The organism is Halpernia frigidisoli, assembly GCF_900113805.1.
Lineage (GTDB): Bacteria > Bacteroidota > Bacteroidia > Flavobacteriales > Weeksellaceae > Halpernia > Halpernia frigidisoli.
This window is the reverse complement of record NZ_FOQT01000001.1, coordinates 1-23091: the sequence shown is the minus strand read 5'-3', so window position 1 is coordinate 23091 and position 23091 is coordinate 1. Positions and strand designations below refer to the sequence as shown.

Below are 23091 nucleotides of genomic sequence, written 5' to 3'. Positions count from 1 at the left end.
TTTTCGCTTTTTTTGAAGATGGTTCCCGCTATCATTCCTATCTTTTTTGTCGAACAAAAAAGGATATCCATTTCTATCGGGGCTAGAATTGAGGGTTATTGTAACTTACAGAAAACATTTTATTAAATTAATAATAATTCAACTATGGAATTTAAAACTTGGCTAGAACAAACAAAAATTGAAAATACAAATCTTGAAACATTCATAATTAAATTGGAACCTTATTTTTCAGATTCTGGATTCAATGGATTAGAGTTTGAAAGAAAAGTTGCCATTGGTTTGCAAAAAATCGATACTGAAATAAATGAATTATTAAAACCAGAAAATGATGCTGAAAATCAATAAAATTACAGTTGAAAATTTTCGCGGGATAAAATCTCCAGTAATACTTGATTTTGTTAAGGGAAATAATTCAACATCTGCTCTAATTTACGGTAGAAACGGAACTGGAAAAAGTTCCATAGTAGATTCTTGGGAATGGTTAATAAATTCCAAAATTGAATTTTTAACTAAAGAAGGTGTTTCTGAAAAGGATTATCCTCACAAATTAAGTAATGGAGATAATGTATATGTAAATGTTGACTTTTCACATACAACTATAAATTCCGTAAGAGCTCAATATAATAAAACAAGAGTAACTTCTCCAATTAATTCAGGAGAATATGCAGAATTTAAGAATTATACTGTATATCCAAATTTTTTGAGATATTCTGACTTACAAGAATTTGTATTTAAAACTAAAGGTGAAAAATATAAATACATTGCTAAATTTTTTGGTTTAGAAAAATTCACAAAAAATCAATCAGATATTCAAGCAAGTTTCACAAGGATTTCAACTCAATTACCTCAATATAAAGTACAAATTGAAGAAAATAAAAAAGCTATTTCCTCAATTACTGAAATACAAGAAATAGATGAATTAAAAGTAATTTTGTTTATTAATGACATTGCAAAAAAATATCATATTGAAGAAATTACTGAATACAAACACATTTATAAAGTCGAGAAAGCTCTTTCTGAAATTGTAAAGGCAAATCCGATAGCGACTGCATTAAATGAATGGAATTCATTTTTATTACGTTTAAATCAATTCTACCCTATTTCTAAAGTTAAACAAGATTTGCAAGATTTAGAAAATGTTTTCAATGATTTAAAAAAAGACGAAACAAACATTACCAAACTAATTCTAATAGACTTATATACAACGGCAAAGGAAACTCTTTTACATCTTGAAGACAAATCAACTTGCCCAATCTGTGATAAATTATTTGAAGGAAATTTAGAAGAGCATATTGCTTTAAAACATAAGGCATTAGAAGAATTAAATAATAAGAGGCAAGATTACATTTTAAAAAGAGATGCGCTTATAAAAAAATTTGAACAATTAAATCATAAAGTAGCAATCATACAATCAGAAAAAAGTCCGAGAGTAAAAGAAAGTTTTGCTTTGTTTTATGAGGATATCGATAAATTAGAAATAGAAATACCTAAAATCCTTGCAATATTAAAAACGCAGTTAAAAGATGTAACTTCACTTGATTTAAGCATATTAGATGAAGTCTCAAAAATTGATAATATAAGTGATATGGAAATAACTTATAAACAATTTGTATTAGATTTAATTAAGTCATTCTCCGAAGATGAAAAAACCACAAAATTAGCAATAGATTTTAGTAACTTAATTCAATTGAAAGTAGCTTACACAAGCTACTTAAGAAATGAAAAAAAGATTAATTATTTATCGGACATCTGCGACAAACTTGGTATTTTGTTTTCGAAATTAACAGAGTTTATTCAAGCTCAAATTCAACATACTTTCACACAAATACAAACTGATTTAATAGAATGCTATAATTTTCTAGAAGGAACAAACCAATTTTTGAAAAATCCTGAAATAAAATTAGTAGTTGGAAAAGATAAAGCTGTAGAGTTAGAAATTGATTTTGTAAATGAAAAAATTACACCAGCATATAAATTTATGAGTGAAAGTCAAATTAACAGCTTTGGACTTTCAATTTTTCTAGCGGCTGTAAAGCACTTTAATTCAAACTTCAAGTTTATGATTTTAGATGATGTTGTAAATAGTTTTGATGCTTTTAAAAGACCAAAAGTTGCTCAATTATTAGCGGCTAAATTCGGTGATTTTCAAATCTTAATGCTTACTCACGACCAAGTGTTTTTTGATACAATGCAAAGACATTTTCCTCAATGGAATAGGTATAAATTTTCCAGTTGGGATTATACAACTGGTCCTAGATGTAATTTTTCAAATAACTACACTGAAGAAATAGAAAAGCTAATTATTGACGATGATCCCATTGGAGCTGGTCAAAAATTAGGTAGATATCTTGAAATGGTTTTTGGAATTATAAATGAAAATTTACAAACACCAATGCGGTATAAATTAGAAAACACATATACACTTTCTGAATTTTATGAACCGTTAGTAAAGAGAATTAAAGACAAGTTAAAATCTCCAAATAAGCAACATAAAATTTCAATATTGTTTGGGGAATTTGAACAAGGAACAATCTTTCGGAATTATTGCGCTCACTGGAAAGATGAATCTTCACAATTTACTTCGCAAGAAATTGAATCAATATTTAAAAAATGGCTTGAGATTGAAGCTGAAATGTATTGTCCAGACTGCAAATCATATTGCCATTATGAAAGTATTAGTAACACGGAATATGTAAGATGTAATTGTGGAAATCTAAATCTAAAATTAGATGAGAAATTTAATTAAATTAATTGCACTCAGAATTATACTTTAAAGAATATATATGAAAAAATTTTCATACTTAGATGCTTGGCTAAATGGACATGAAATGATTCCGCATTATGATGATCTCATAAAAAGCGAGCCCGACTATTGTACTGGTTTTTGGATTAACGTAGTTGACGAAATACCATTGCACAAAATTAACGATGAGAAAATATTAGGTTTCGCAGATTCGTTCGATAAAAATAGAACTTATTATTATAAAGCTATAAAAATAGCGCATCGATACGAGAGTACTAGTCTTGACCACGAAGATATATATAATATAAGAGAAGCTTTGGGTGACGCACCCAATATATCCTATCCAATTTATATAATATGCATAAAGAAAGATGAAAATCGAGAAATCGTGTACATTGGAAAAAGTTCCTCTAACATTTCAAGATTCAGAGGGGGGCACAATACTGCTATAAAACTATTAGATCCAAAATTTGACGGTTACGAAAAAACTATAATATTATGTAATATAATTCTGTACACAACAAACGATTACTATCTACCTTTAGAGTTTATTAAAGAAAAAAAATTAGGTTTAGAAATTCTTGAAGATATCGAATCAAGAATGATTGACGAATTCAAGCCACAACTTAATAGTCAGAAAATGAACGGCATTAAAACTAAACATGAATTTGATTTAAGGATAGAAAATCATGAAAATGGTTTTCTTCATGAAAAGGAACTCTAGCAATGAATCAACAGTTTAAATATTATTAAAAACCTTCCCCCGCTGCCGCACGATTGCATCGTGTGGTCACAATAAATAACCAGTCAAATTTTTAATTCCTTCGCTGCCCCGCTGCCGCACGATTGCATAGTGTGGTCACAATAAATAACCAGTCAAATTTTTAATTCCTTCGCTGCCGCACGATTGCATCGTGTGGTCATCATAAATTAGCAACCAAATTTTAGTTTGGAATTTTCGTCTATCTTTATTACTTGAAAGTTGCAGATGAGCAGAAATTACAAATTTTTAAATCCTGAAGGTTTATATTTTATAAGTTTTGCTGTTGTTGGCTGGCTGGATGTTTTTACACGAAATGAATACAAAGATTTGTTTTTAGAAAGTGTGGTATTTTGCCAGAAAGAAAAAGGTTTAGAAATCCACGCCTGGTGCATAATGACAAGTCACATTCATTTGGTTTTTAGAAGTGTAAAAGGGCAAAAACCAGAACTACTGATTGGAGATTTAAAAAGATTTACCAGTAAGAGTTTAGTTAAGGCCATTACAGAAAATCCCAGAGAAAGCAGAAAAGAATTTTTATTTAGAGTTTTTCAAAAAAGAAGCAGGAAAAAGTTCTAATGTTAACGGACACCAATTTTGGCGTCACGACAATAAGCCTATAGAACTTTGGAGCAACAAAGTCATAAAACAAAAGATAGATTACGTGCATCAAAATCCTGTGGAAAGCGGTTTGGTTTATAAAGCAGAAGATTATGTTTACAGCAGTGCAAGGGATTATGCAGGAGAGAAAGGATTATTAGATGGTATCATGGTGTTTGATTTTTTTGATTTTTTACTATGACCACACGAAAGGATTCGTGCGGCAGCGGCGAAATTTTAAAGATTGATGTTAGTAGATAAATTGGAAGACAAGAGCGTGACGCTCGCGCCAGCGAATGCAATAAATAAACAATTGGAATAGACAAAAAATAAACACAGCGAAAAAATTCTTTTATATTTAGTATTTTTGGAATCAGAAAAAAGCCAACTAAAAAAGTGCTGCTCTGTGGACAGAAAAAACAATTGAAAAAAAATGCCTTTTAAAAGATCTATCGCCTATACTTCAAATTGGTTTCATACGCTATTGTTAACAACTATATTGGCAGTTTTAGTTGTATTTATTTTGATTTTTCTTCAACCGTTCAATACCTACGCAATTGAAATCCCTCATAAAAATATAAAGGTATTGGGTTATGGGATCTGTATCATACTTCCTCTTTTGTTTGTACATATTTTTGAAGAATCCTGGTTTAAATTTACTAATCAAAAATGGTATTTATATCAAGAGATTATCGTTCTGTTTTCCGGCCTTTTGCTTATTTCAAGCGCCTCCTATTTTTACAATACAATAGTGATCAATCATTTGGAAATTGAGCCGAAAAATATTCTGAAATGGAGCCTTATTTTTGGTTTACCTTTCGCACCTATTTTTATCCTTTCTGGGCATATCTGCGATTTGCATTCAGTAAAATTATTATTAAACCAATTTCTGTTGAAAATAAACCTGAAGTTGTTATAAAGGGAAATAGCCAAAACGAAAACATTAAATTTAGCGAAAAAAACTTTTTAATGGCAAATGCGCAATCCAATTATGTAGACATTTATTACCTAAAAGATGATGTTTTGAGAAAGGAAATGATCCGGTCAACATTATCAAATATTATTAAAGAAATTCCTACTGCGGAACAAGTGCACCGATCCTACATTGTAAATCCTTCCCAAATTGAAAAAATATCGGGTAATACCAGAAAAGGTTCTATTGCGATCCGTCACATCAAAGAGGAGGTTCCGATCTCTCCAAAATACTTTTTAGGGGTAAAAGAGTATCTTCAAAGTCGTCCCTAAAACTCAATTTCACACCAAAACATTCAATTTCATGGCATAAGGTTCACTTTTGTCACTTATTTTTCTGTCGCATAATTAGGTTTATTTTCTTTGTATTAAATATAAATTTAAAACCAAAAAAATTATGAAAACCACATTCACTATTATTGCTGTACTTTTAAGAAAGGCTAAAAGAAAAAATATAATTACAAAATTATCGCTCGTCTTTTTTATATTCTTAAATTTTCTAAATACTTTCGGACAAGAAAAAATTTATAAGAATTACCTTTCAAAGAATAGTGAAAATATAGTTCTTAAAAGTGATGCTAACTGGAAAATTTTAAAAGAAGATGCAGAAAAAAACCAACTCATAGTTTTTGGTGAATCTCATGGTGCACAAAATACGCAACTCATCGATTTCAACCTTTTGAAATTTTTGAATAAAACGGTCGGAACAAAAAATTATATTGCAGAACTTGATTATGCACAAGCAGAAAACATCAATGATTATTTAAAAACAGGTAATCAAAAATCTATAAAAACAGTGTTTCGCTATCTGGTAAAAATCCATGCACAGTGGGGAAATCAGGATTTTTACGACAAGATCGTAAAAATAAGAAATTTGAATAAAACTTTATCAAAAGACAAAAAGATCAGTTTTACAGGAATTGACGTTGTTCAGGATCACGAAGAATATTTGAAACTAATCCAAAAGATAATAAACAGAGAAAGCAGCACGTTACTGGATTCTTTAAAAATGAAAATTGACCAACCTTATGATGATGCAAATATGGCTTCTTTATCAATATATGCGCGAAATTTAGATCAAAAAGTAGAAAAAAATGAAGTTGCTTTTCAGAATTTATTGGGAAGAGATTATCCTCTTTTTAAATATTTAATAAAAAACTTGAGTTACGACGATAAATCAGTTGGTATTAACAGACCCGAAGGAATTTATCGGAATTTCAAAAATCTTTATCTGATCAAGCATTTTGAAAATAAAAAATTATACGGCATGTGGGGATTTTTTCATGCACATCTTGTTCCATTTCAATATATTGGCGGTGATCTTATATCAAAACTAGTTAATTCTGACCATCCGATCGCAAAAAAAATTATTTCAATCATATCTCTGCCGCTAGACTCCAAATACAATGTCTGGAATGACGAAACTAAAAGTTGGGATAAAAAACCTTTTTCGTACGATAATGATTCTTTGCTGAAGGTGGAGGGAATTGAAGATTTGAAAGAATTAACGCTGCCAAATTCTACAACGCTTTTCAAACTGAACGGTACTGCGTCACCGTTCATAAAATCCGGCAGATTATTAAACGGAACTTCTCCCCAGGGAAAATTGGTGGGCGATTTTATAAATAGTGATCTTGGGAATCAGTATATCATTTTAATAAGAAACTCAGATTGGCTTCATCCATTACCATTAAATTACTAATAAAAACCCAGCGTAAAAATCCTTTTATTTTTGTACTTTTAAACTCAATAAAAGCAAAATGCGACCACTAATCATTCTATCACTTTTAATAATTTCCTGTATGTCAAATTCAAATAAAAATCCAGATTCCGATACAACGAATAAAAATGTAGCAAAAACTGAAAACAAGAGCCAAATGCTTTATGATTTCACCAAACAGGGGAAAGGCAAATGGCGGATACAAAATGATGTGGTTATGGGAGGCAAATCTGAAAGTCAATTAAAAATGACTGACGATAGTGAGGCAATTTTTACCGGTCGCGTCTCACTGGAAAACTATGGCGGTTTCTGCTCTATCCATCAAACTTCCGAGAAAGAACCTTTTACAATTAATGAAAATTCTGATTCTTTTATCTTAAATCTAAAGGGAGACGGCAAAAATTATAATTTCCGAATAAGAACCCCGAAAGGCAGACATTCTTACGCTTCGACATTTTCTACAAGTAATAATGGAGATTGGGAAAGCATCGCGATTCCATTTAAATCCATGCAGGCCACTTACCATGGCGAAGTTGTAGACGTCCCGAACTACAACGGCGAAAATGTAGTTGAAATGCAGTTACTGATCGGCAATAAAAAAGAAGAAAATTTTGAGATTTTAGTGAGATCAATTGTGGTTAACTAAATTTTAAACGGTTTTTTAAATAATTTTTCTGAACTTCCTAAAAATCACGCATTTTGAATTTGTTTTGTAACTCATTTATTAAGATGGAAGATGAACTTTAGAAATTCAATTTCAAAATAATGTAAACACTTCTCTCTTTCAGGTATTCTTTTCAAATCTTAAAAATAAAATGTGGAAACAAATCACATAATTTGATAATAAAAATAATTGTAATAACTTTTACTAAAATTAATAAAATTGTAAGAAATTTTACCTATCTTAGTAGCTTAATATAACCCATAAATTTTAATTATGAAATTAGTGAAAACAATTTGTGCATTTTTAGTAGTTGGAGCAATAGCTACTTCATGTAACAAAAAAGAAACAGTAGAATCCGTTAACAACACAGATTCTACAGCAATGGCAACTGACAGTACTGCCACTGACAACACTGCAATGGCTGAAACGCCAAACATTGTAGGTGTTGCCTCTGCAAATGCAGATTTTTCAACACTTGTAGCTGCAGTAAAAGCAGCAGGATTAGCAGAAACTTTGAGCGGAGCAGGTCCATTCACTGTTTTTGCCCCAACAAATGCTGCATTTGATAAACTTCCGGCAGGAACGGTAGATGGTTTATTGAAACCAGAGAATATGGAAAAACTGAAAGCAGTTTTAACTTACCACGTTGTAGCAGGTAAATTTGACGCTGCAGCTGTAACTGATGCAATTACCAAAGGAAACGGAAAATTTACCGTTACTACCGTTCAAGGTGAAAAAATCGATTTAAGCTTGAAAGATGGTAAAGTAATGTTGACAGATGCAAAAGGTGGAATGGCAACAGTTGTTATGGCTGATGTACCAGCTTCTAACGGTGTAATACACGCAATTGACACTGTAGTAATGCCAAAATAAGATTTTAAATATCTCATTTAGAAACCGCTGTAGAAATACAGCGGTTTTTTTTTGCAAATTGATCATTGGTTTTTAAGATAAAATAAAAAAATCATCGTAGCGAGCAAGCTTATAGACACTTGATCAATTATTTTTTAAAAATCTCTTACGAAAGCTTTAAAATTTAAAAAAAATATTTTATTTCTTCAATTTTAAATATTGATTTCGGGTGATAAATTCGCACGCAGAAAATTATTCTAAACTAAAAAATAAAGTCCTAAACAATAAGTATATCAAAACTAAAAAACCATTAAATTTCGCAAAATAAGATTTAATAATACAGTGATTTTATATTGACATTTTCTATAATAAATATAAAATGTTTTATTACTATATTTCACTATTTAGTATGTATATTTACCATGTGAGAAAATTACTTCTCATATAAATAACATTTTAAAATGGCAAACGACATTGTAACAATCGCATCAACGGAAAGTAAAACACTTGCAGCAGCAGTAACAGCAGCTGGTTTAGTAGAAACTTTACAAAGCGACGGACCTTTCACAGTTTTCGCACCAAATGACGCTGCATTCGCAGACATTCAGTCAAGCGTGGATACTTTACTAAAACCAGAAAATAAAGCAGATCTTGCTAATGTTTTAACTTACCATGTAGTGAGTGGGAAAGCAAACGCAGCTGATTTAACAGACGGTCAGGAATTAACAACAGTGCAGGGAGGTAAACTGCAAGTGAGCATCAAAGATGGCGTAGTGAAAATTGGTAACGCTACAGTTACTGCGGCTGATATCGAAGCTTCAAACGGCGTGATCCACGTGATCGACACTGTATTATTACCTTAATACTCAGTTGATTTAATCTTTTTATAAAGCCTCATATATTTATGGGGCTTTTTTTTGTAAAACCGTTCAGTATTTATGATTAGTAAAAATAATTTATCATTAATCTCAACAAAATCTCAGAATAATATATTTTAGAAACTGCCTACTACTTCGCGATAAGAAAGATAAAAAAAAATTCTTTAAGCATTTTTTTACCTCTTATAAACGATCCAGAATACTTTTTGGTAAAACTTTTACCAACTGTGATTTAAATTCTCGCTCAACAGGCACGAGTTTCCAGGATTTTTTATCTGAAGATATCGCGCAGACTTTTGTTGGAGCAGTAATATTGTAAGTGCCGTCTTTATCGAGATAGTTCACATTATCTTTCCCATACTTACTAATGAGTACGTTGCTGATCATCTTTTTCATATCCTCATTCATCTGGCTGACGTCCGCTTTCATTTTTAAATAATAACTGACGATGGAAAAATATTCCCCGTCAATAAGTTCAGGTTTTCCCACGGAAGCAAACTTCATATCCAAAATGTCAATTTTCGCAAACGGATTGTCGTAAGTCATATTTAAAAGTTGGGTCATTTTATTTTTCGGAAATACCGTGAAAAATTTGGGGTAAAGACAATCAACCGTTTTATCCAGCTTTTTATATTTAATAGTATTTGCGAAATACACAACTGATTTTCTGATAGCCTGATCTTCCACGTAAGATTTGTTTTGCGCAAAAATAAAAGCAGAGAAAAGAATAAACAGAAGAGTGAAAATTTTTAATTTCATCATTAATTTTTTAAATATTTAAATAGTTTGCGCGAATTAAAATGCGGCTTTCTGTTCCAAGAATACAGTTAGAGAAAACTTTAAACCAATCATAATTCACCAATGTCTTTGCGACTAAAATGATAATTATTTCTAAAAATCAACGCCAAGATTTCTTAATTCTTTTGCCAGATCTGTTTCATTTTTAATGTGAATGCAGATAAAACCTAAGTCTTTAGCAGCTTCAATATTTTTAAAATTATCATCAATAAAAATAGATTCTTCTGCGTTAATTTGATAACGGTGAAGTAATATTTTCCAGATTTCAGGATTTGGTTTAATCATTTTTTCTGTGCCTGAAACCACGATCTTTCCTTCAAAAAGTTTAAAAAAATCATAATTCTCAAAAGCGAAAGGAAAAGTTTCTTCAGACCAGTTTGTTAAGCCAAAAATTTCATAGTTCGAATTTTTAAGTTGTCGCAAAACCGCTACATTTTCGGAAATTTCAGATCGCAACATAGTCGTCCAATTGTCATAAAAAGCGCGAATTTCCTTTTCCCATTCAGGATGTTTTGTGACGAGAAAATTGGTTCCTTCAACCAAAGTTCTGCCACGATCCTGTTCTATATTCCATTCTTCGGTGGTAACATTTTTTAGAAAGTGGTTCATTTTTTCATCATCATTAAAATGATCTTTAAAATAATAACGCGGATCCCAATCTACCAAAACGCCACCGAAATCGAAAATAATATTTTTTATGACCATTTATAATGAATTTATTGTTGTTAATTTTTGCCGTTCTACCGTTTTTTTTCTAAAAAAGATGGAGATCAAAGTGATGATCAAAAGCAGGTGAAGATAAAAAGAATTTTGTATTAATTCCAGATAACCCATTTTAAAATGACTTAGAGAAATCAGAATTAAAATCTGCGCGCCATAAGGAATAATTCCCTGGACGTAGCAAGCTAAAATATCCAGTATAGAAGCACTTTCCTTTGGTTCCAAACCATATTTTTCTGTAATTTCTTTCGACACTTTTCCGGAAATTAAAATGGCGATCGTATTGTTGGCGACGCAAAAATTGGCAACGCTGACCAAACCGCCAATTCCCAGCAAAGCAGTTTTCTGTGAATTAATGACTTTATTTATATTTCTCAAAAGAAAATTAATACCGCCTGCTTTTTCTACCAAAGCTGCCAAACCGCCTGTCAGAAGTGAAAGTAAAAAGATCTCCGTCATTCCCGTAAAACCTTCGTAAGTTGTTTTTGCAAAATCCATCACGCCAAAAGTACCGTTTGCAATTCCTAAAATTCCCGCAAAGGCCAAGCCAGCAAAAAGCACTACGAAAACATTGACACCAATAACGGAAAGCAAAATGACCAGTAAATAAGGTAAAATCAACCACAAATTAAAATCTTTCTGTGCGATAATCACTGAAGAACTTTCCTGATTAACGCCAATAACTATTAAAATAATTATGGCAATAATTGCCGCAGGAAGCGCCAGTTTAAAATTGGCTCTAAATTTATCTTTCATTTCACAACCCAGACTTTGAGTGGCGGCAATGGTAGTATCAGAAATAACTGAAAGATTATCGCCAAACATAGAACCAGAAAGCAAGGCTGCGCCAATTAAACCCAAAGGTGAACCACTTTTCTCCGCCAGATCAATAACAATCGGACCTAAGGTCACAATCGAACCAACCGAAGTACCGGAAGCAAAAGAAAGAAAAGACGCGATCACAAAAATACCAACCGGAAAATACTGTATAGAAATGTAATTTAAACCTAAATTTACGATCGTATCAACACTTCCTGTGGCTTTTGAAACTGTTGCAAAAGCGCCTGCCAAAAGATAAATAATACACATCGTGAGAATCTTTCCATCCCCACAGCCTTTTAAAAAAGTATCTATTTTCTCATTTATTTTACCATTTAATAAAACAAATGCAGCGACAATACCGAGCAATGCAGCGACCGGGGAAGGTAGTGCGTAAAAATCATTATTATAAATTCCAAATCCTAAAAAAACCCCTACAAAAAGAAGTAAAGGTAAAATAGAGAGAAAAGAGCCGTTAGTTTTTGTCATTCGGCAAAATTACAATTCAAAAAGGGAAAAAAGAAAATTCTTTAGCAACGAATTCTGTATACAAACTATTCAAAAAATCGCTTATAAAAATTTATCCTCTATTTCATATTTTACAATTATCTTTAAATAAAAAAGAAAATAACAATTTTCAGAAAGGTCAGAGATTAATAATTTTGTTTATATCCTTATTTTCAAAAGCGAATAATTAGATTTTAATAAAACGTTTTTTATTTGTAATTTTCCTTTCAAAATAAAACAATTTTTTAAATAAATACCGATCTATGAGCAATATCAAAAAAGAAGACATCAGCCAGGAAGTATTTGACCTGTATGACGATTATGCCCACAATAAGATAGACAGAAAGTTGTTTTTAGAAAAATTATCACTTTTTGCTATTGGCACATTAACGCTGCCAGCTTTGCTCAGCTTTATGTCACCAAATTATAAAGACACAATGCTTGTCAGCAAAAACGACTCAAGAATAGATTCTGATTACATTACTTACGACTCGCCGAAAGGTGGCGGCGCAATTAAAGGATTATTATCTAAGCCATCTTCGATGAAAGGCAAATTGGCGGGTGTGATTGTGGTGCACGAAAACAGAGGTCTAAATCCCTACATAGAAGATGTAGGCAGGAGAACGGCTGTTGAAGGCTTTATCAGTTTGGCTCCGGACGCTTTAAGTCCACTTGGTGGCTACCCGGGCAATGACGATGACGGACGCGCCATGCAACAAAAGCGGAATCAAAATGAGATGCTCGAAGATTTTGTTGCCGCTTATTCTTATTTAAAAAATCACAAAGACTGTAACGGAAAAATTGGTGTTGTAGGCTTTTGTTTTGGTGGGTGGATCGCCAATATGCTGGCTGTCAGAATTCCCGAGCTTGGCGCCGCAGTTCCTTACTATGGAAGACAACCTTCTGATGAAGAAGCAGCAAAAATAAAATCGCCGTTAATGATGCATTATGCAGGCCTTGACACAAAAGTAAATGAAGGTATAGATGCCTACGAAGCAGTTTTGAAAGCTAACAATATCAGTTTTGAATCTTTTCTTTATCCAAAAGTTAATCACGGTTTTCACAATAACACTACGCCAAGATATGATGATGCAGCTGCTGTACTTTCATGGACGCGTACAATCGATTTTTTTAAGAAGAAATTAGTATAGTTTTAGGAAGAATTATTTCTTTTAAATTAATAATAAATAAAGATTTTACTTAAAACTTTTCATTTTATTTAAATAGTTTTAAAGTATTTTTTAAAAATTTTATTTTTAAAAAATCGTGTTAATTAGGTTAAATAACAGCAATTTTTAAAATAATATACCGCAATACAATTTTATAATATTTTACTTAAAGATAATCTCAGAATCATGATTTTAAGGAAAGCCAATAGCGAAGAAATTCCTTTCATTTGGGAAATTTTACAACATGGAATTCAGCAAAGAAAAAAAGACGGCAGCGATCAGTGGCAAAATGGTTACCCAAATGAGAAAACAATTCAGGAAGATGTCGCTAATAATTCCGCGTATGTTTTTACAGATAAAAATAAAATCATTGCCTACTCTGCAATAATTAAAGGTATCGAAACTGCTTATAATATAATTGAAGGCAAGTGGTTAAATGATAATAAATACATCACGATCCACCGTGTCGCGGCATCTGATTCTGTAAAAGGAAAAGGCATCGGAAGTGCATTATTTGCAAAAATCGAAGATATTTGCCTTCGGGAAAACATCTATAACATCAGAGTAGATACTAGTTTTGATAATTTGCCAATGATTAAAATTTTAGATAAATTAAATTATTCCTATTGTGGCGAAGTCATAATGGGCGGCTCACCACGCAGAGCGTATCACAAGGAACTGCCGAAAAATATATAATTTGAATTTGCAATGTCTTTCATTAAATTACAAAGCCTAATAAATAAAAATTGGTCTGTGTAGCAATCCTGTTTTTTTGTATTTTTAATCTTTTAAAGTTCTAATTTTTTTTTACCCAAATAAACTGATCACTATGAAACGAAGCGAATTTCTCGCCAGCACGGCTTTGGCTGCGGTTGGCATCACCACTTTATTTACCACAAACTCATTTACCGCAAAAAAAGATGTTGAAAAACCTGAAGGTTTAGTAGAAATTACCGATGAAAATTTTGAGTTGGATGAAGTTACAATTTCTGATTTGCAAAATAAAATGGCGCAAGGCACATACACCTCAGCGCAAATTACCCAGCTTTATTTAAAAAGAATTGAGGCTATTGATAAAAACGGTCCAAAGCTAAACTCAATGATAGAAGTCAACCCGGATGCTTTACAGATCGCCAAAGTAATGGACAAGGAAAGAAAAGCCGGCAAATCTCGCGGTCCTCTTCACGGTATTCCTGTGGTGATAAAAGACAATATTGACACAGCTGACAAAATGATGACAACCGCCGGAGCACTTGCTTTAGTGGGAAATATCTCGAAAAAAGATGCGTTTATCGTGACGCAACTCAGAAATGCGGGCGCTGTTATTTTAGGCAAAACCAACCTCAGCGAATGGGCGAATTTCCGCTCAACAAGCTCTTGTTCAGGATGGAGCAGCCGTGGTTTGCAAACAAAAAACCCCTATATTTTAGATCATTCTCCCTGCGGATCAAGCGCTGGCTCGGGTTCAGCAGTTTCCGCCAATTTATGCGCCATCGCTGTCGGCACAGAAACCGACGGTTCCGTGACCTGTCCTGCTTCTATCAACGGAACAGTTGGGATTAAGCCAACCGTTGGATTGGTGAGCCGTTCCGGTATTATTCCGATATCAAGTACACAAGACACTGCAGGACCTTTGACGCGGACGGTAACGGACGCTGCAATTCTTTTAGAAGTTTTGGCAGGCTTTGATAGTTCAGATTCTATCACCAAAGAAAGCAACGGGAAAAACAAAAATTTCACGAAATTTCTAAATATTTACAGTTTAAAAGGCAAAAGAATTGGTGTAGAAAAGAAAAAATACTCCAATAAGCTTTTTAATCAATTACAGGAAAAAGCATTTGAAGTTTTAAAAAATCAGGGCGCCACAATTGTTGAGATCGATTATTTAGAAAAAATAAACGCTTTGGGAAATGATGAAACCGAAGTATTAAAATATGAATTCAAAGCGGGTGTTGATTCTTACTTATCTCAAAATGATGCTGAAATGAAGACTTTGGCGGACGTCATTAAATTTAATAAAGACAATGAAGATGCTGCGATGCCTACCTTTAAGCAGGAACTTTTAGAACAAAGTCAGGCAAAAAAAGGTTTAAAAGATCCGGCCTATCTTAAAGCCCGAAATAGCAGCCATAATGGTAGTAAAAAAATTATAGATGATTTGATGAAAAAATATAATCTGGACGCCATTTCAGGTTTGACAATGGGTCCGGCCTGCAGTATAGATGTGATTTATGGAGACAAATGGGGCGAAGTTTCCCTCACCTCACCTGCAGCAATGAGCGGTTATCCTCATATTTCTGTGCCTTGCGGCAAAGTGTATGATCTTCCTATTGGCCTTTCATTTTTTAGCGGCGCCTATAAAGAAGGGGAAATCATTGGTTTCGCTTATGCTTTTGAGCAAGCGACGAAACACCGCGTAAAACCAGAATTTAAAAAAGCTTTTCTTGCTTAGCTGTTTTTAAAAAAATATCTATTGAAAAACCATCTGCTAAAAAGATGGTTTTTTAACTTGATGATGAAATTTTAAATTGTTTTAAACTTATCTTCTTATTGTATTTATAAGTATCAATACTGCTCAATATCATATTTAAAAATTGGAACAAATTATATATTTTGCATAGTAAAACTTTCGTAGGCTAGTTCAATATTTTCTATCGCCATTTCTTTAGCATTAGATTTTAAATCTGTACTAACTATTTTAACCGGAAAAGCATTTTTCAGAGTCCAGGTCATTTGCACTTTATCATAAACATCTACCAAACTGATGATAACGGTACTTCTTTTTATAGTGTTCATTTTCATCATAGAAAACCAGGTCAAAACGCTTTGGTTTTTTTTAATAATGCCTTTTTTAAGGGTTATATTGCCGTATTTTACTACAGTTGGCATTTTTACAGAAGAAGATTCGGCAGCGTCGCCATGTCTGTATTTAATAATCTGTGGTTCTTTTTCCAGCCCTGAAACTTCCTGAAAAGACGCAGTTCCCATGCCATTGCCAAAATCCACTTTGAAGTAAAAATGGAGAAATGAGGATTGTGTATTATCTATTCCTGACGCGTTGTCTGCCATTATATATTGTTATTTAAATTTAATTGTGTTTTTTAGGATTGTTGCATTTGTAGTTGAAATGTAAAAATTATAAATTCTGAAGGTTTGGAAATAGCCACCAGAATACTTACATTCATTTTCCCCTCAAGAATATCATCTGGCGTCATCGTTGAGCCTAAACCAACGGAAACGCTAAAGGCTTCTTCTGGCGCAGATCCTGCGAAAGCACCTTGTTTCCAGAGATTGAATAAAAAATTGTTTAACATTGATTTTACCGTCACCCATGTATTCGCATCATTGGGTTCAAAAACATAGGCTTTAACCGCCAATTGTACAGACTGTTCTACCATGATCATTGTGCGCCGAACGTTGATATAGCGCCAATCCACACTGTTTCCATCGAGCGTTCTTCCACCCCAAATTAAAGTACCAAATACAGGAAAAGTTCGAATTGCGCAGATATATTTACCATCTGAGGGATTATTTAAATCTGTTTGCTTATCATTATTAATTGAAACTGCCGGAGATAAAACACTGTTTAATGACATATTTGCGGGTGCTTTTCAAACCCCCCGTGATTTATCTACAAAAGTATAAACCCCTGCAATACCACCGGAAGGCGGTAATAAATTTTCCTGTTCTGATATTGCTTCCATCACAGATTTATAACCCGGAATAAGCGTCATCAAAGTTTCGTGAATTGCCTTTAGATCTGCTTCATCCATGACATCATCTGAAGCCAAAAGCGATTCTAACGCAGAAGTTATTTTTTGTTTTTTTTCATTAATTAAATTAATGAAGGCATCTTCGCAGATCTCTTCTAAAGTTAGCCGCGCTTCTTTGGTTAAATTTTTAAAACTTATTTCTGAAGAATCGATAATATTCGTATTTACCCACGGATAATACGCCGCGCCATAACTTAAATATTGAGAAGTAATTTGATATCTAAAGTTTTTAACTGGGTTATTATCAGCATCGTCTAGATTTTTAAAGCCGTCATGAATATCTAATATTGCAAACTTATTTTTTGCCTTACCGCAATGCGCAAGCATATATTCCTGTATCGTATTGCAGTCTGGTGAATCAAATAAAACCGTCTCAGGAATCACAAGCAATGTTGGTTCTTCCTCATTTTTCAGCAGATCAATTGCCTTTTTAAAAATTGCCGGATCACTAAAAACCTTCTTATCAGATGTATTTTCGTAAGTTCCTATGGAAATTATATACATCACTTCTCCTCCATTTTGATAAAAAAATCTTACAGAATTGTATAAATTAAATTTCGTTTCCCGGACTTGTATAATTTCATAACCAAAATTGTTTATAATAAAATCAAAACTATTTTCATATTTTGTTTCCTGTTTCGCTAAGGACAAATCGTATAATGTCTGGCAATTTTTACCAAAATACATTTCAAACTCAATAAAAGAGGTAATTCGTAAAGGCTTGTTAACATAAGATTTATTTAAATAAATTGCTTTTTCAGTATAACCAATAAAAGCTGGAATGGAAGATTCTACTGCAACTGCTGAATTTGGAAAGGCATTTATTTCAGTAATATACACGCCGGGTGTTTTCCTTGTTCCCATAATTGAATTGCTTTAATATTTTTAAAATCCTTCTAAAAGTTTAATATCTAAATTACTTTAAAGTGACCAGTTGACAATAATAAGTTTATAATTTTGTGGAATTTCTTAGTCAAATACCAAAAATCATTGATGCATCATCGATCAGAATTAATTTTTAAACAATGAATTATAGCAAAACTTTTTTTAGTGAAAACTCTAACCTGAGATTTTAAGTAAATAGATTTTTAAAACTTTACCGTCCGTTTTTAAATAAAAATCTAATAAACGAAATTCCATTTAAATGTTATAATCATCCAAAAAAATCAATTTACTGCACGATGAAAAAAAAATTTTGAAGAATCGCAAAAGATTGTAAATGTGCATTTTCCAAAGGTTTTAATTTCTATTTTGTAATTTATCTCTCTGAAATTTGATTACTTTTGTGAAGCAACATGAAAAACTATAATGAAAAAAAGTAAATCTTAAAATCATTAATTTAAAAAATTTCAAAATGAAAAAAAATTACTTACTATTTATCTTTCTGGCTTTTAGTTTCCTTAATCTCAATGCACAGATATCAGTAGCAAGATGGTTTTTGGCCAATACTTCCACAGACACTTTCCCGATCAGTGCACAATCAAAAAATAACGCTGTACTAACAAGCGCCGTATTGAATTACAGTGGACTTGGAACCGTAAATGACAGTAGAGGTATATTTACCAGTAACAACAGCGCCGCAGCTTTGAATATCAGCACAGCGCCGTATGTTTCTTTTATCTTAAAAAATGCCACAACTAATTCTATACGTTTTGACAGATTTGTGATCCATGCTTTGGAAACTTTTAATCGCTCAGTAAAATTACAGCTAAGATCAAGCGTTAATAATTTTGCAACTTCTTTAGGTGAATTTACCTTTGCCGCGCCCAATTATACCCTCACATCAATTGATTTAACCGGACTTAACACAGCCAACGCGACTGTTGAATTTAGAATTTACTATTTTAACGCAGCGACGTCCATCTTCCACCCTAATCCTGGAAACCCCGGACTTTACGGTACTTCAGACGGCACACCTTCAATTTACGATGCAAATTACAGTTTCAGTATTTTTGCTAAAGAAGTTCCTTTGGCAGTGGATGACAGTGCCACAAAAAATAAAACTAAAATAAAATTATATCCCAATCCTTCAAACGATTATATTCAAATAACCGGTCTCAATAAATCGGAACAATACAAAATTATTAATTCAATTGGCGCTGAAATAAAGGGAGCAACGATGTCTGATAACGGAACAATTAAAATACGAAATTTAAGCAATGGCGTGTATTTCCTGAAATTTGATAACGGAGAAACGCAAAAATTTATTAAAAAATAAAACGGGTATTTGTAAATACTGATAATTAAAAACAGCAGGTGAAAGTATAAATAATATGGCTTTTATCTGTTATTTATTTGTTTTGAAATTCCTTCCATTTAATATATTTTATTATTAGATTTTAATTTGACTTAAATATTTTTATATAAATCTAATAATTTTCTTAAAGCATGATCACCATCTTTAGAGCCACTGAAAAAGACTTCCAAACTATTGTTGATATTGGCAAAATTTCTGTTTCGGAAGCACATGAAGGTAGCTCTGCGCCAGAAGATTTAATGAAATATATTGGGAATAACTATAATGAAGAAGCGATTAAAAAAGAATTGAATAATAACAAAAATATCTACCACATCATCACTTACAACGGTAAGGCAATTGGTTTTTCTAAAATAAATCTTAATGCAAAACATCCCGAAATTGCAGATGAAAATGTGGTGAAACTGGATAGAATTTATTTATTAAAAGAATTTCAGGGGCATAAACTGGGCTTTGAACTCTTAAATCACAATATTGAATTTGCTAAAAAACACGATCAAAACGGAATCTGGCTTTTTACCTGGGTAGGAAATCTCAAAGCGATTTCTTTTTACAAAAAAGTGGGGTTTAAGACAATTGCCAGTCATCAGTTTTTTGTGACCAAAACGACAAGCAATTTGAACCACCAAATGCTGCTCAATTTTTAACCTAAATAAACTTTAGAATGTCTGAATAAATTCGTGTTACTGAAAGAATGAAAATCCAAAATTTTATGTAAAATGAAACTTCACTGTCAAAAGTGGCTGGCTTACATTTTGATTTGATGAAACCTCATTCTTAGAATTAAATTTAAATAAAACAATGAAGAATTTTGAAAATAAAAAGGTGGCGATTTCAGGCGGAGGCAGCGGAATTGGTAAATCACTAATAGCAGAATTATACAAAGCCGGCACTAGAGATTTTGCCGTAATCGGGAGATCTGCAGATAAATTAGAAGCACTTAAAAATGAATTTCCGGAGGCTCGTTTTATACTTTTTAGCGGCGATGTTTCAAAACCACAAGATTTAAAAGAATTTACAAAGGAAATTGAAAATAAGTGGAAAGCATTAGATCTGTTGATCAATAATGCCGGAATCGTAAGCGCCGGACCGATTGGCGAAATTTCGGATGAGGATATTATTTCTCAGGTCAACACGAATGTCACAGGATTGATCTTACTTACTAAATACGCCTTGCCACTTTTAAAGGAAAGTAAAGAAGCCGCTATTTTAAATGTTTCCTCAAATCTGGCATTGATCGGTTTGCCATTTTACGCGCCTTACGCGGCAACGAAAGGTGCTGTAAAGGTTTTTTCTGAAGCCTTGCGCAGAGAATTAAAAGACTTTCCCATTCAGGTGGCGACGCTTTATCCTACGGGAACTGACACGCCGATGATGACTTCTTCGCAATCTCAAGGTTTGCATTCATCGGAAATGGTTGCACAAAAAGCCATCGAAGGTTTGAAAAATAACGACATTGATATTACTTTGGGCGATGCAGAAAACATTAAATTAAACCGTGAAAATCCGGTAGAGTTTGATAAGAAAGCCGCTTCGATGTATGATGCCATGAAAAAAAGAACGGAAAATCACAGGTCGATGTAAGATCATTTAGATAAAATATTAAAATTTTAAATACAACCACCTTTTTTGAGGTGGTTTTTTAATGGGAATTTAAAACATAATAAAATAGTCTGAAATAAAAGAATAATACAAATGGATTTGCTTTAAGAATTAAACATAAAATTTAAGAACCAAAAAATAAATTTTAATCACCTAAATTTTAAAAAATTAGTATCTTGGAAAATCCAATCAGGAGAAGCAAAAAACTACTATCAGGAAAACTAAATTTACCTTTATAAAATAAATATGCAGGAAGAAATCACTAAACACACGACCAAAATCTACAGGGAAACAAAAAATAAAAAACATTCCCTTTCAGAAAAAATAAAAGAGATCGCCATTGAGATCTTTATCATAGTTTTTGCCGTGACACTCTCAATCTGGATGCACAGCTGGAGTGAACACCGACACGAACAAAAAGACGTGAACAAGTTTTTAGTAGAATTACGGGAAAATATTTCGGCTGACATCAAATTGATGGAACAAAGCAAGAGCACAGCGGTTGCACTTAGTAAGAATTACGATTTTATCTTGGCATTAAAGGAAAGTCAGGTGCAAAATGGTGAAATTTATAACCATCTGGATTTTTCTATATTAAACACAAACTGGAACGTCGGAACTTACGAAGGTTTTAAATCCAGCGGGAAAATAGCAACCATAGAAGATGATCAATTAAAATATAAGATTCTAAACTATTACCAGCAATCCATTCCAAATCTCGTAAGCGCAGCAAATTTCATTAACACAGAACAGCTTAAAATTCAGGAAAATGATCTTTTCACAAAAGGAATTTACCTTTCCTTAAACGATAACAGCATCCAAAATAAATACAAAAATCTAAATTATAATATGAAAACCATCGTAAAATCTTACGAGGAAATCATTAAAGAAGGAAAAGAAATTATCGCTAAAAGTAAAGAAATGAAATAATTTTAAAGATATTTTAAAAGAAAAAAGCGCTTTTCCTTTCGGATTAAGCGCTTTTCTTTTATAAAATTTATAACCTTAAACTGTCTTCCAGGCTGCTTCCAAAGCCAGCTCGATCATTGGTTTCAACGCAGTTTCTCTTTGGTCGGCAGAAATATTTTCACCACTTGGGATAATGTCAGAAACCGTCAAAATTGTAGCGGCATTTTTACCCAGATATTTTGCATTGGCAAAAAGTCCAAAAGCTTCCATTTCCACGGCCGGACAATTATATTTTGTAGCGATCTCAGGAATTGCCGGATTTTTTCTATAAAAAATATCACTGCTGTGGATATTTGTACTGTTCGTCACCAAAGACAATTCTTTTGCAGTTTCATTAATGACATCAAAAATAGAACCTTGATGCGGCAATAATTCTTCCTCAATTTCCCAGGCATATTTTGCGTAGGTGCTTTCGCTTGCGGCATTCTCAACATTTAAAATATCAAAAACTTTCAGGTCGGTAGTGTAAGCGCCGCACGTCCCAATGCGGATGATCGTGTCAACCACATATTCCGTGTAAAGCTCAAAAGAATAGATCCCGATACTTGGAAAGCCCATTCCACTCGCGCCCACCGTGATTTCTTTGCCTTTATAAATCCCCGTGTAATATAAAATATGTCTTGTTTGACTCACCAAACGTGGATTTTCAAGAAAATTTTCTGCAATATATTTTGCTCTCAGCGGATCGCCCGGCTGCAAAACAACTTTTGCGATCTCGCCTTTTTTTGCACTAATGTGAATGCTCATAATGTGATTTTTGAATGTGCGGCAAAGATAACGGCTTTTACACGATTCAACAAATACAATCTGAAACTGTAGTTTTCTGGAAATTTCTTGTCTAATTTTAAGGAGCAAGAAAAGTTGGTATTGTTTCAAAACCCGTCCCGCTTTCCGCTCTATCTTTTTTGCCAGACATTAGATTTATAATAAGATAGAGTTAGCAAGCAAAAAAGTATGCCGCTTCTATCGGGGCTAAAAGGCGATTACTATTTTGTTTCACAGGAATAATTTTGTGAAAGATAATTATGAAAAAGAGGATGCGTATTTTGCATAACTAATTTTGCGCATTTTTAATAATCAAACTTGCGCATTTTTAATATTTGATAAATTATATTACATAACAAGCTAAAAATCTGCGTATAACAAAATATTAGAATTTGTTGCTGATTTCGAAAACTTGCGTATATTTGAGAGTTGTGCGTCATTTTAAAAACAAGCGTTAAATAAAAATATATGTGGATTGGACTATTATTGCTAATTATTTTTAAAGGATTATTGGGTTTTTTCG

General features: G+C 32.6%; 24 protein-coding genes. 17 read left to right on the top strand and 7 right to left on the bottom strand.

What is annotated here, in order from left to right; translation table 11 throughout:
- The first annotated feature begins 144 nt into the window (after positions 1 to 144).
- From BM238_RS00115 to BM238_RS00075, 10 genes are all read left to right on the top strand, one after another.
- Complete coding sequence (locus tag BM238_RS00115; RefSeq protein WP_090078165.1) at positions 145 to 345, top strand: hypothetical protein; 201 nt, start codon at positions 145 to 147, stop codon at positions 343 to 345.
- Positions 326 to 2746 (top strand): hypothetical protein, encoded by a 2421-nt coding sequence (locus tag BM238_RS00110; protein ID WP_090078164.1) that lies wholly within the window; start codon positions 326 to 328, stop codon positions 2744 to 2746. Before BM238_RS00115 ends, BM238_RS00110 begins: the two co-directional genes overlap by 20 nt.
- Positions 2747 to 2783: 37 nt before the next feature.
- Positions 2784 to 3467, top strand: a complete 684-nt coding sequence (locus BM238_RS00105) for a hypothetical protein (protein ID WP_090078163.1) — start codon at positions 2784 to 2786, stop codon at positions 3465 to 3467.
- Between the two features lie 264 nt (positions 3468 to 3731).
- Complete coding sequence (locus BM238_RS14610; protein WP_317040655.1) at positions 3732 to 4082, top strand: transposase; 351 nt, start codon at positions 3732 to 3734, stop codon at positions 4080 to 4082.
- Positions 4083 to 4167: 85 nt separating this feature from the next.
- Positions 4168 to 4305 (top strand): hypothetical protein, encoded by a 138-nt coding sequence (locus BM238_RS14605; RefSeq protein WP_317040654.1) that lies wholly within the window; start codon positions 4168 to 4170, stop codon positions 4303 to 4305.
- Positions 4306 to 4895: 590 nt separating this feature from the next.
- Positions 4896 to 5348 (top strand): LytTR family DNA-binding domain-containing protein, encoded by a 453-nt coding sequence (locus tag BM238_RS00095; protein ID WP_090078161.1) that lies wholly within the window; start codon positions 4896 to 4898, stop codon positions 5346 to 5348.
- Positions 5349 to 5472: 124 nt separating this feature from the next.
- Positions 5473 to 6777, top strand: coding sequence for a TraB/GumN family protein (locus BM238_RS00090; protein ID WP_090078159.1), 1305 nt, complete (start codon positions 5473 to 5475; stop codon positions 6775 to 6777).
- Positions 6778 to 6835: 58 nt separating this feature from the next.
- The gene (locus BM238_RS00085; protein WP_090078157.1) at positions 6836 to 7441 is read left to right on the top strand and encodes a CIA30 family protein; all 606 of its coding nucleotides are present in this window, start codon (positions 6836 to 6838) and stop codon (positions 7439 to 7441) included.
- A 291-nt stretch (positions 7442 to 7732) separates the two neighbouring features.
- The gene (locus tag BM238_RS00080; RefSeq protein WP_090078155.1) at positions 7733 to 8332 is read left to right on the top strand and encodes a fasciclin domain-containing protein; all 600 of its coding nucleotides are present in this window, start codon (positions 7733 to 7735) and stop codon (positions 8330 to 8332) included.
- 440 nt (positions 8333 to 8772) lie between these two features.
- Entirely contained in the window at positions 8773 to 9174 is a 402-nt protein-coding gene (locus tag BM238_RS00075) for a fasciclin domain-containing protein (RefSeq protein ID WP_090078153.1), read from the top strand.
- A gap of 198 nt (positions 9175 to 9372) precedes the next feature.
- On the opposite strand, the gene BM238_RS00070 is transcribed toward BM238_RS00075, so the two are convergent.
- The 3 genes from BM238_RS00070 to BM238_RS00060 form a co-directional block, all read right to left on the bottom strand.
- Positions 9373 to 9951 (bottom strand): hypothetical protein, encoded by a 579-nt coding sequence (locus BM238_RS00070; protein WP_233741882.1) that lies wholly within the window; start codon positions 9949 to 9951, stop codon positions 9373 to 9375.
- Between the two features lie 129 nt (positions 9952 to 10080).
- Positions 10081 to 10692, bottom strand: coding sequence for an HAD family hydrolase (locus tag BM238_RS00065; RefSeq protein WP_090078151.1), 612 nt, complete (start codon positions 10690 to 10692; stop codon positions 10081 to 10083).
- Positions 10693 to 12015 carry a Na+/H+ antiporter NhaC family protein gene (locus BM238_RS00060; RefSeq protein ID WP_090078150.1) on the bottom strand — a complete coding sequence of 441 codons (1323 nt, stop codon included), beginning with the start codon at positions 12013 to 12015 and terminating at the stop codon, positions 10693 to 10695.
- 281 nt (positions 12016 to 12296) lie between these two features.
- Between BM238_RS00060 and BM238_RS00050 the strand changes: the two genes are divergently transcribed.
- The 3 genes from BM238_RS00050 to BM238_RS00040 all read left to right on the top strand — a co-directional run bounded on the left by BM238_RS00050 (position 12297) and on the right by BM238_RS00040 (position 15654).
- Complete coding sequence (locus tag BM238_RS00050) at positions 12297 to 13184, top strand: dienelactone hydrolase family protein (RefSeq protein ID WP_090078147.1); 888 nt, start codon at positions 12297 to 12299, stop codon at positions 13182 to 13184.
- A 204-nt stretch (positions 13185 to 13388) separates the two neighbouring features.
- Positions 13389 to 13898: a GNAT family N-acetyltransferase gene (locus BM238_RS00045; protein ID WP_090078144.1), complete on the top strand. Its 510-nt coding sequence runs from the start codon at positions 13389 to 13391 to the stop codon at positions 13896 to 13898.
- A 133-nt stretch (positions 13899 to 14031) separates the two neighbouring features.
- Entirely contained in the window at positions 14032 to 15654 is a 1623-nt protein-coding gene (locus BM238_RS00040; RefSeq protein ID WP_090078143.1) for an amidase, read from the top strand.
- A 152-nt stretch (positions 15655 to 15806) separates the two neighbouring features.
- Here the strand turns inward: BM238_RS00040 and BM238_RS00035 are convergent, their stop codons facing one another.
- From BM238_RS00035 to BM238_RS00030, 3 genes are read right to left on the bottom strand one after another with little or no spacing between them, the layout of a single operon-like run.
- Positions 15807 to 16271 carry a phage tail protein gene (locus BM238_RS00035; RefSeq protein WP_090078141.1) on the bottom strand — a complete coding sequence of 155 codons (465 nt, stop codon included), beginning with the start codon at positions 16269 to 16271 and terminating at the stop codon, positions 15807 to 15809.
- 32 nt (positions 16272 to 16303) lie between these two features.
- Complete coding sequence (locus BM238_RS14450; protein ID WP_221404915.1) at positions 16304 to 16798, bottom strand: phage tail sheath C-terminal domain-containing protein; 495 nt, start codon at positions 16796 to 16798, stop codon at positions 16304 to 16306.
- A 15-nt stretch (positions 16799 to 16813) separates the two neighbouring features.
- Positions 16814 to 17839: a hypothetical protein gene (locus BM238_RS00030; protein ID WP_221404914.1), complete on the bottom strand. Its 1026-nt coding sequence runs from the start codon at positions 17837 to 17839 to the stop codon at positions 16814 to 16816.
- Positions 17840 to 18329: 490 nt separating this feature from the next.
- Between BM238_RS00030 and BM238_RS00025 the strand changes: the two genes are divergently transcribed.
- From BM238_RS00025 to BM238_RS00010, 4 genes are all read left to right on the top strand, one after another.
- Positions 18330 to 19193 (top strand): T9SS type A sorting domain-containing protein, encoded by an 864-nt coding sequence (locus tag BM238_RS00025; RefSeq protein ID WP_090078139.1) that lies wholly within the window; start codon positions 18330 to 18332, stop codon positions 19191 to 19193.
- Between the two features lie 170 nt (positions 19194 to 19363).
- Positions 19364 to 19879 (top strand): GNAT family N-acetyltransferase, encoded by a 516-nt coding sequence (locus BM238_RS00020; RefSeq protein WP_090078137.1) that lies wholly within the window; start codon positions 19364 to 19366, stop codon positions 19877 to 19879.
- Between the two features lie 154 nt (positions 19880 to 20033).
- A complete protein-coding gene (locus BM238_RS00015) occupies positions 20034 to 20816 on the top strand; it encodes an SDR family NAD(P)-dependent oxidoreductase (protein ID WP_090078136.1) in 783 nt (260 codons plus the stop codon).
- A 264-nt stretch (positions 20817 to 21080) separates the two neighbouring features.
- A complete protein-coding gene (locus tag BM238_RS00010; RefSeq protein ID WP_090078135.1) occupies positions 21081 to 21764 on the top strand; it encodes a hypothetical protein in 684 nt (227 codons plus the stop codon).
- Between the two features lie 75 nt (positions 21765 to 21839).
- Here the strand turns inward: BM238_RS00010 and deoD are convergent, their stop codons facing one another.
- On the bottom strand, positions 21840 to 22550 hold the full coding sequence (gene deoD / locus BM238_RS00005) for a purine-nucleoside phosphorylase (protein ID WP_090078134.1): 711 nt from the start codon (positions 22548 to 22550) through the stop codon (positions 21840 to 21842).
- Between the last annotated feature and the right edge of the window lie 541 nt (positions 22551 to 23091).

Coding starts and splice junctions, on each gene's coding strand:
- BM238_RS00095 (WP_090078161.1), top strand. CDS start 4,896: ATGGAGCCTTATTTTTGGTTTACCTTTCGCACCTATTTTTATCCTTTC.
- BM238_RS00090 (WP_090078159.1), top strand. CDS start 5,473: ATGAAAACCACATTCACTATTATTGCTGTACTTTTAAGAAAGGCTAAA.
- BM238_RS00080 (WP_090078155.1), top strand. CDS start 7,733: ATGAAATTAGTGAAAACAATTTGTGCATTTTTAGTAGTTGGAGCAATA.
- BM238_RS00075 (WP_090078153.1), top strand. CDS start 8,773: ATGGCAAACGACATTGTAACAATCGCATCAACGGAAAGTAAAACACTT.
- BM238_RS00070 (WP_233741882.1), bottom strand. CDS start 9,951: ATGATGAAATTAAAAATTTTCACTCTTCTGTTTATTCTTTTCTCTGCT.
- BM238_RS00025 (WP_090078139.1), top strand. CDS start 18,330: ATGAAAAAAAATTACTTACTATTTATCTTTCTGGCTTTTAGTTTCCTT.
- BM238_RS00065 (WP_090078151.1), bottom strand. CDS start 10,692: ATGGTCATAAAAAATATTATTTTCGATTTCGGTGGCGTTTTGGTAGAT.
- BM238_RS14610 (WP_317040655.1), top strand. CDS start 3,732: ATGAGCAGAAATTACAAATTTTTAAATCCTGAAGGTTTATATTTTATA.
- BM238_RS00045 (WP_090078144.1), top strand. CDS start 13,389: ATGATTTTAAGGAAAGCCAATAGCGAAGAAATTCCTTTCATTTGGGAA.
- BM238_RS00020 (WP_090078137.1), top strand. CDS start 19,364: ATGATCACCATCTTTAGAGCCACTGAAAAAGACTTCCAAACTATTGTT.
- BM238_RS00115 (WP_090078165.1), top strand. CDS start 145: ATGGAATTTAAAACTTGGCTAGAACAAACAAAAATTGAAAATACAAAT.
- BM238_RS00035 (WP_090078141.1), bottom strand. CDS start 16,271: ATGGCAGACAACGCGTCAGGAATAGATAATACACAATCCTCATTTCTC.
- BM238_RS14450 (WP_221404915.1), bottom strand. CDS start 16,798: ATGTCATTAAACAGTGTTTTATCTCCGGCAGTTTCAATTAATAATGAT.
- BM238_RS00015 (WP_090078136.1), top strand. CDS start 20,034: ATGAAGAATTTTGAAAATAAAAAGGTGGCGATTTCAGGCGGAGGCAGC.
- deoD (WP_090078134.1), bottom strand. CDS start 22,550: ATGAGCATTCACATTAGTGCAAAAAAAGGCGAGATCGCAAAAGTTGTT.
- BM238_RS00030 (WP_221404914.1), bottom strand. CDS start 17,839: ATGGGAACAAGGAAAACACCCGGCGTGTATATTACTGAAATAAATGCC.
- BM238_RS00060 (WP_090078150.1), bottom strand. CDS start 12,015: ATGACAAAAACTAACGGCTCTTTTCTCTCTATTTTACCTTTACTTCTT.
- BM238_RS00105 (WP_090078163.1), top strand. CDS start 2,784: ATGAAAAAATTTTCATACTTAGATGCTTGGCTAAATGGACATGAAATG.
- BM238_RS00085 (WP_090078157.1), top strand. CDS start 6,836: ATGCGACCACTAATCATTCTATCACTTTTAATAATTTCCTGTATGTCA.
- BM238_RS00110 (WP_090078164.1), top strand. CDS start 326: ATGATGCTGAAAATCAATAAAATTACAGTTGAAAATTTTCGCGGGATA.
- BM238_RS00040 (WP_090078143.1), top strand. CDS start 14,032: ATGAAACGAAGCGAATTTCTCGCCAGCACGGCTTTGGCTGCGGTTGGC.
- BM238_RS00010 (WP_090078135.1), top strand. CDS start 21,081: ATGCAGGAAGAAATCACTAAACACACGACCAAAATCTACAGGGAAACA.
- BM238_RS00050 (WP_090078147.1), top strand. CDS start 12,297: ATGAGCAATATCAAAAAAGAAGACATCAGCCAGGAAGTATTTGACCTG.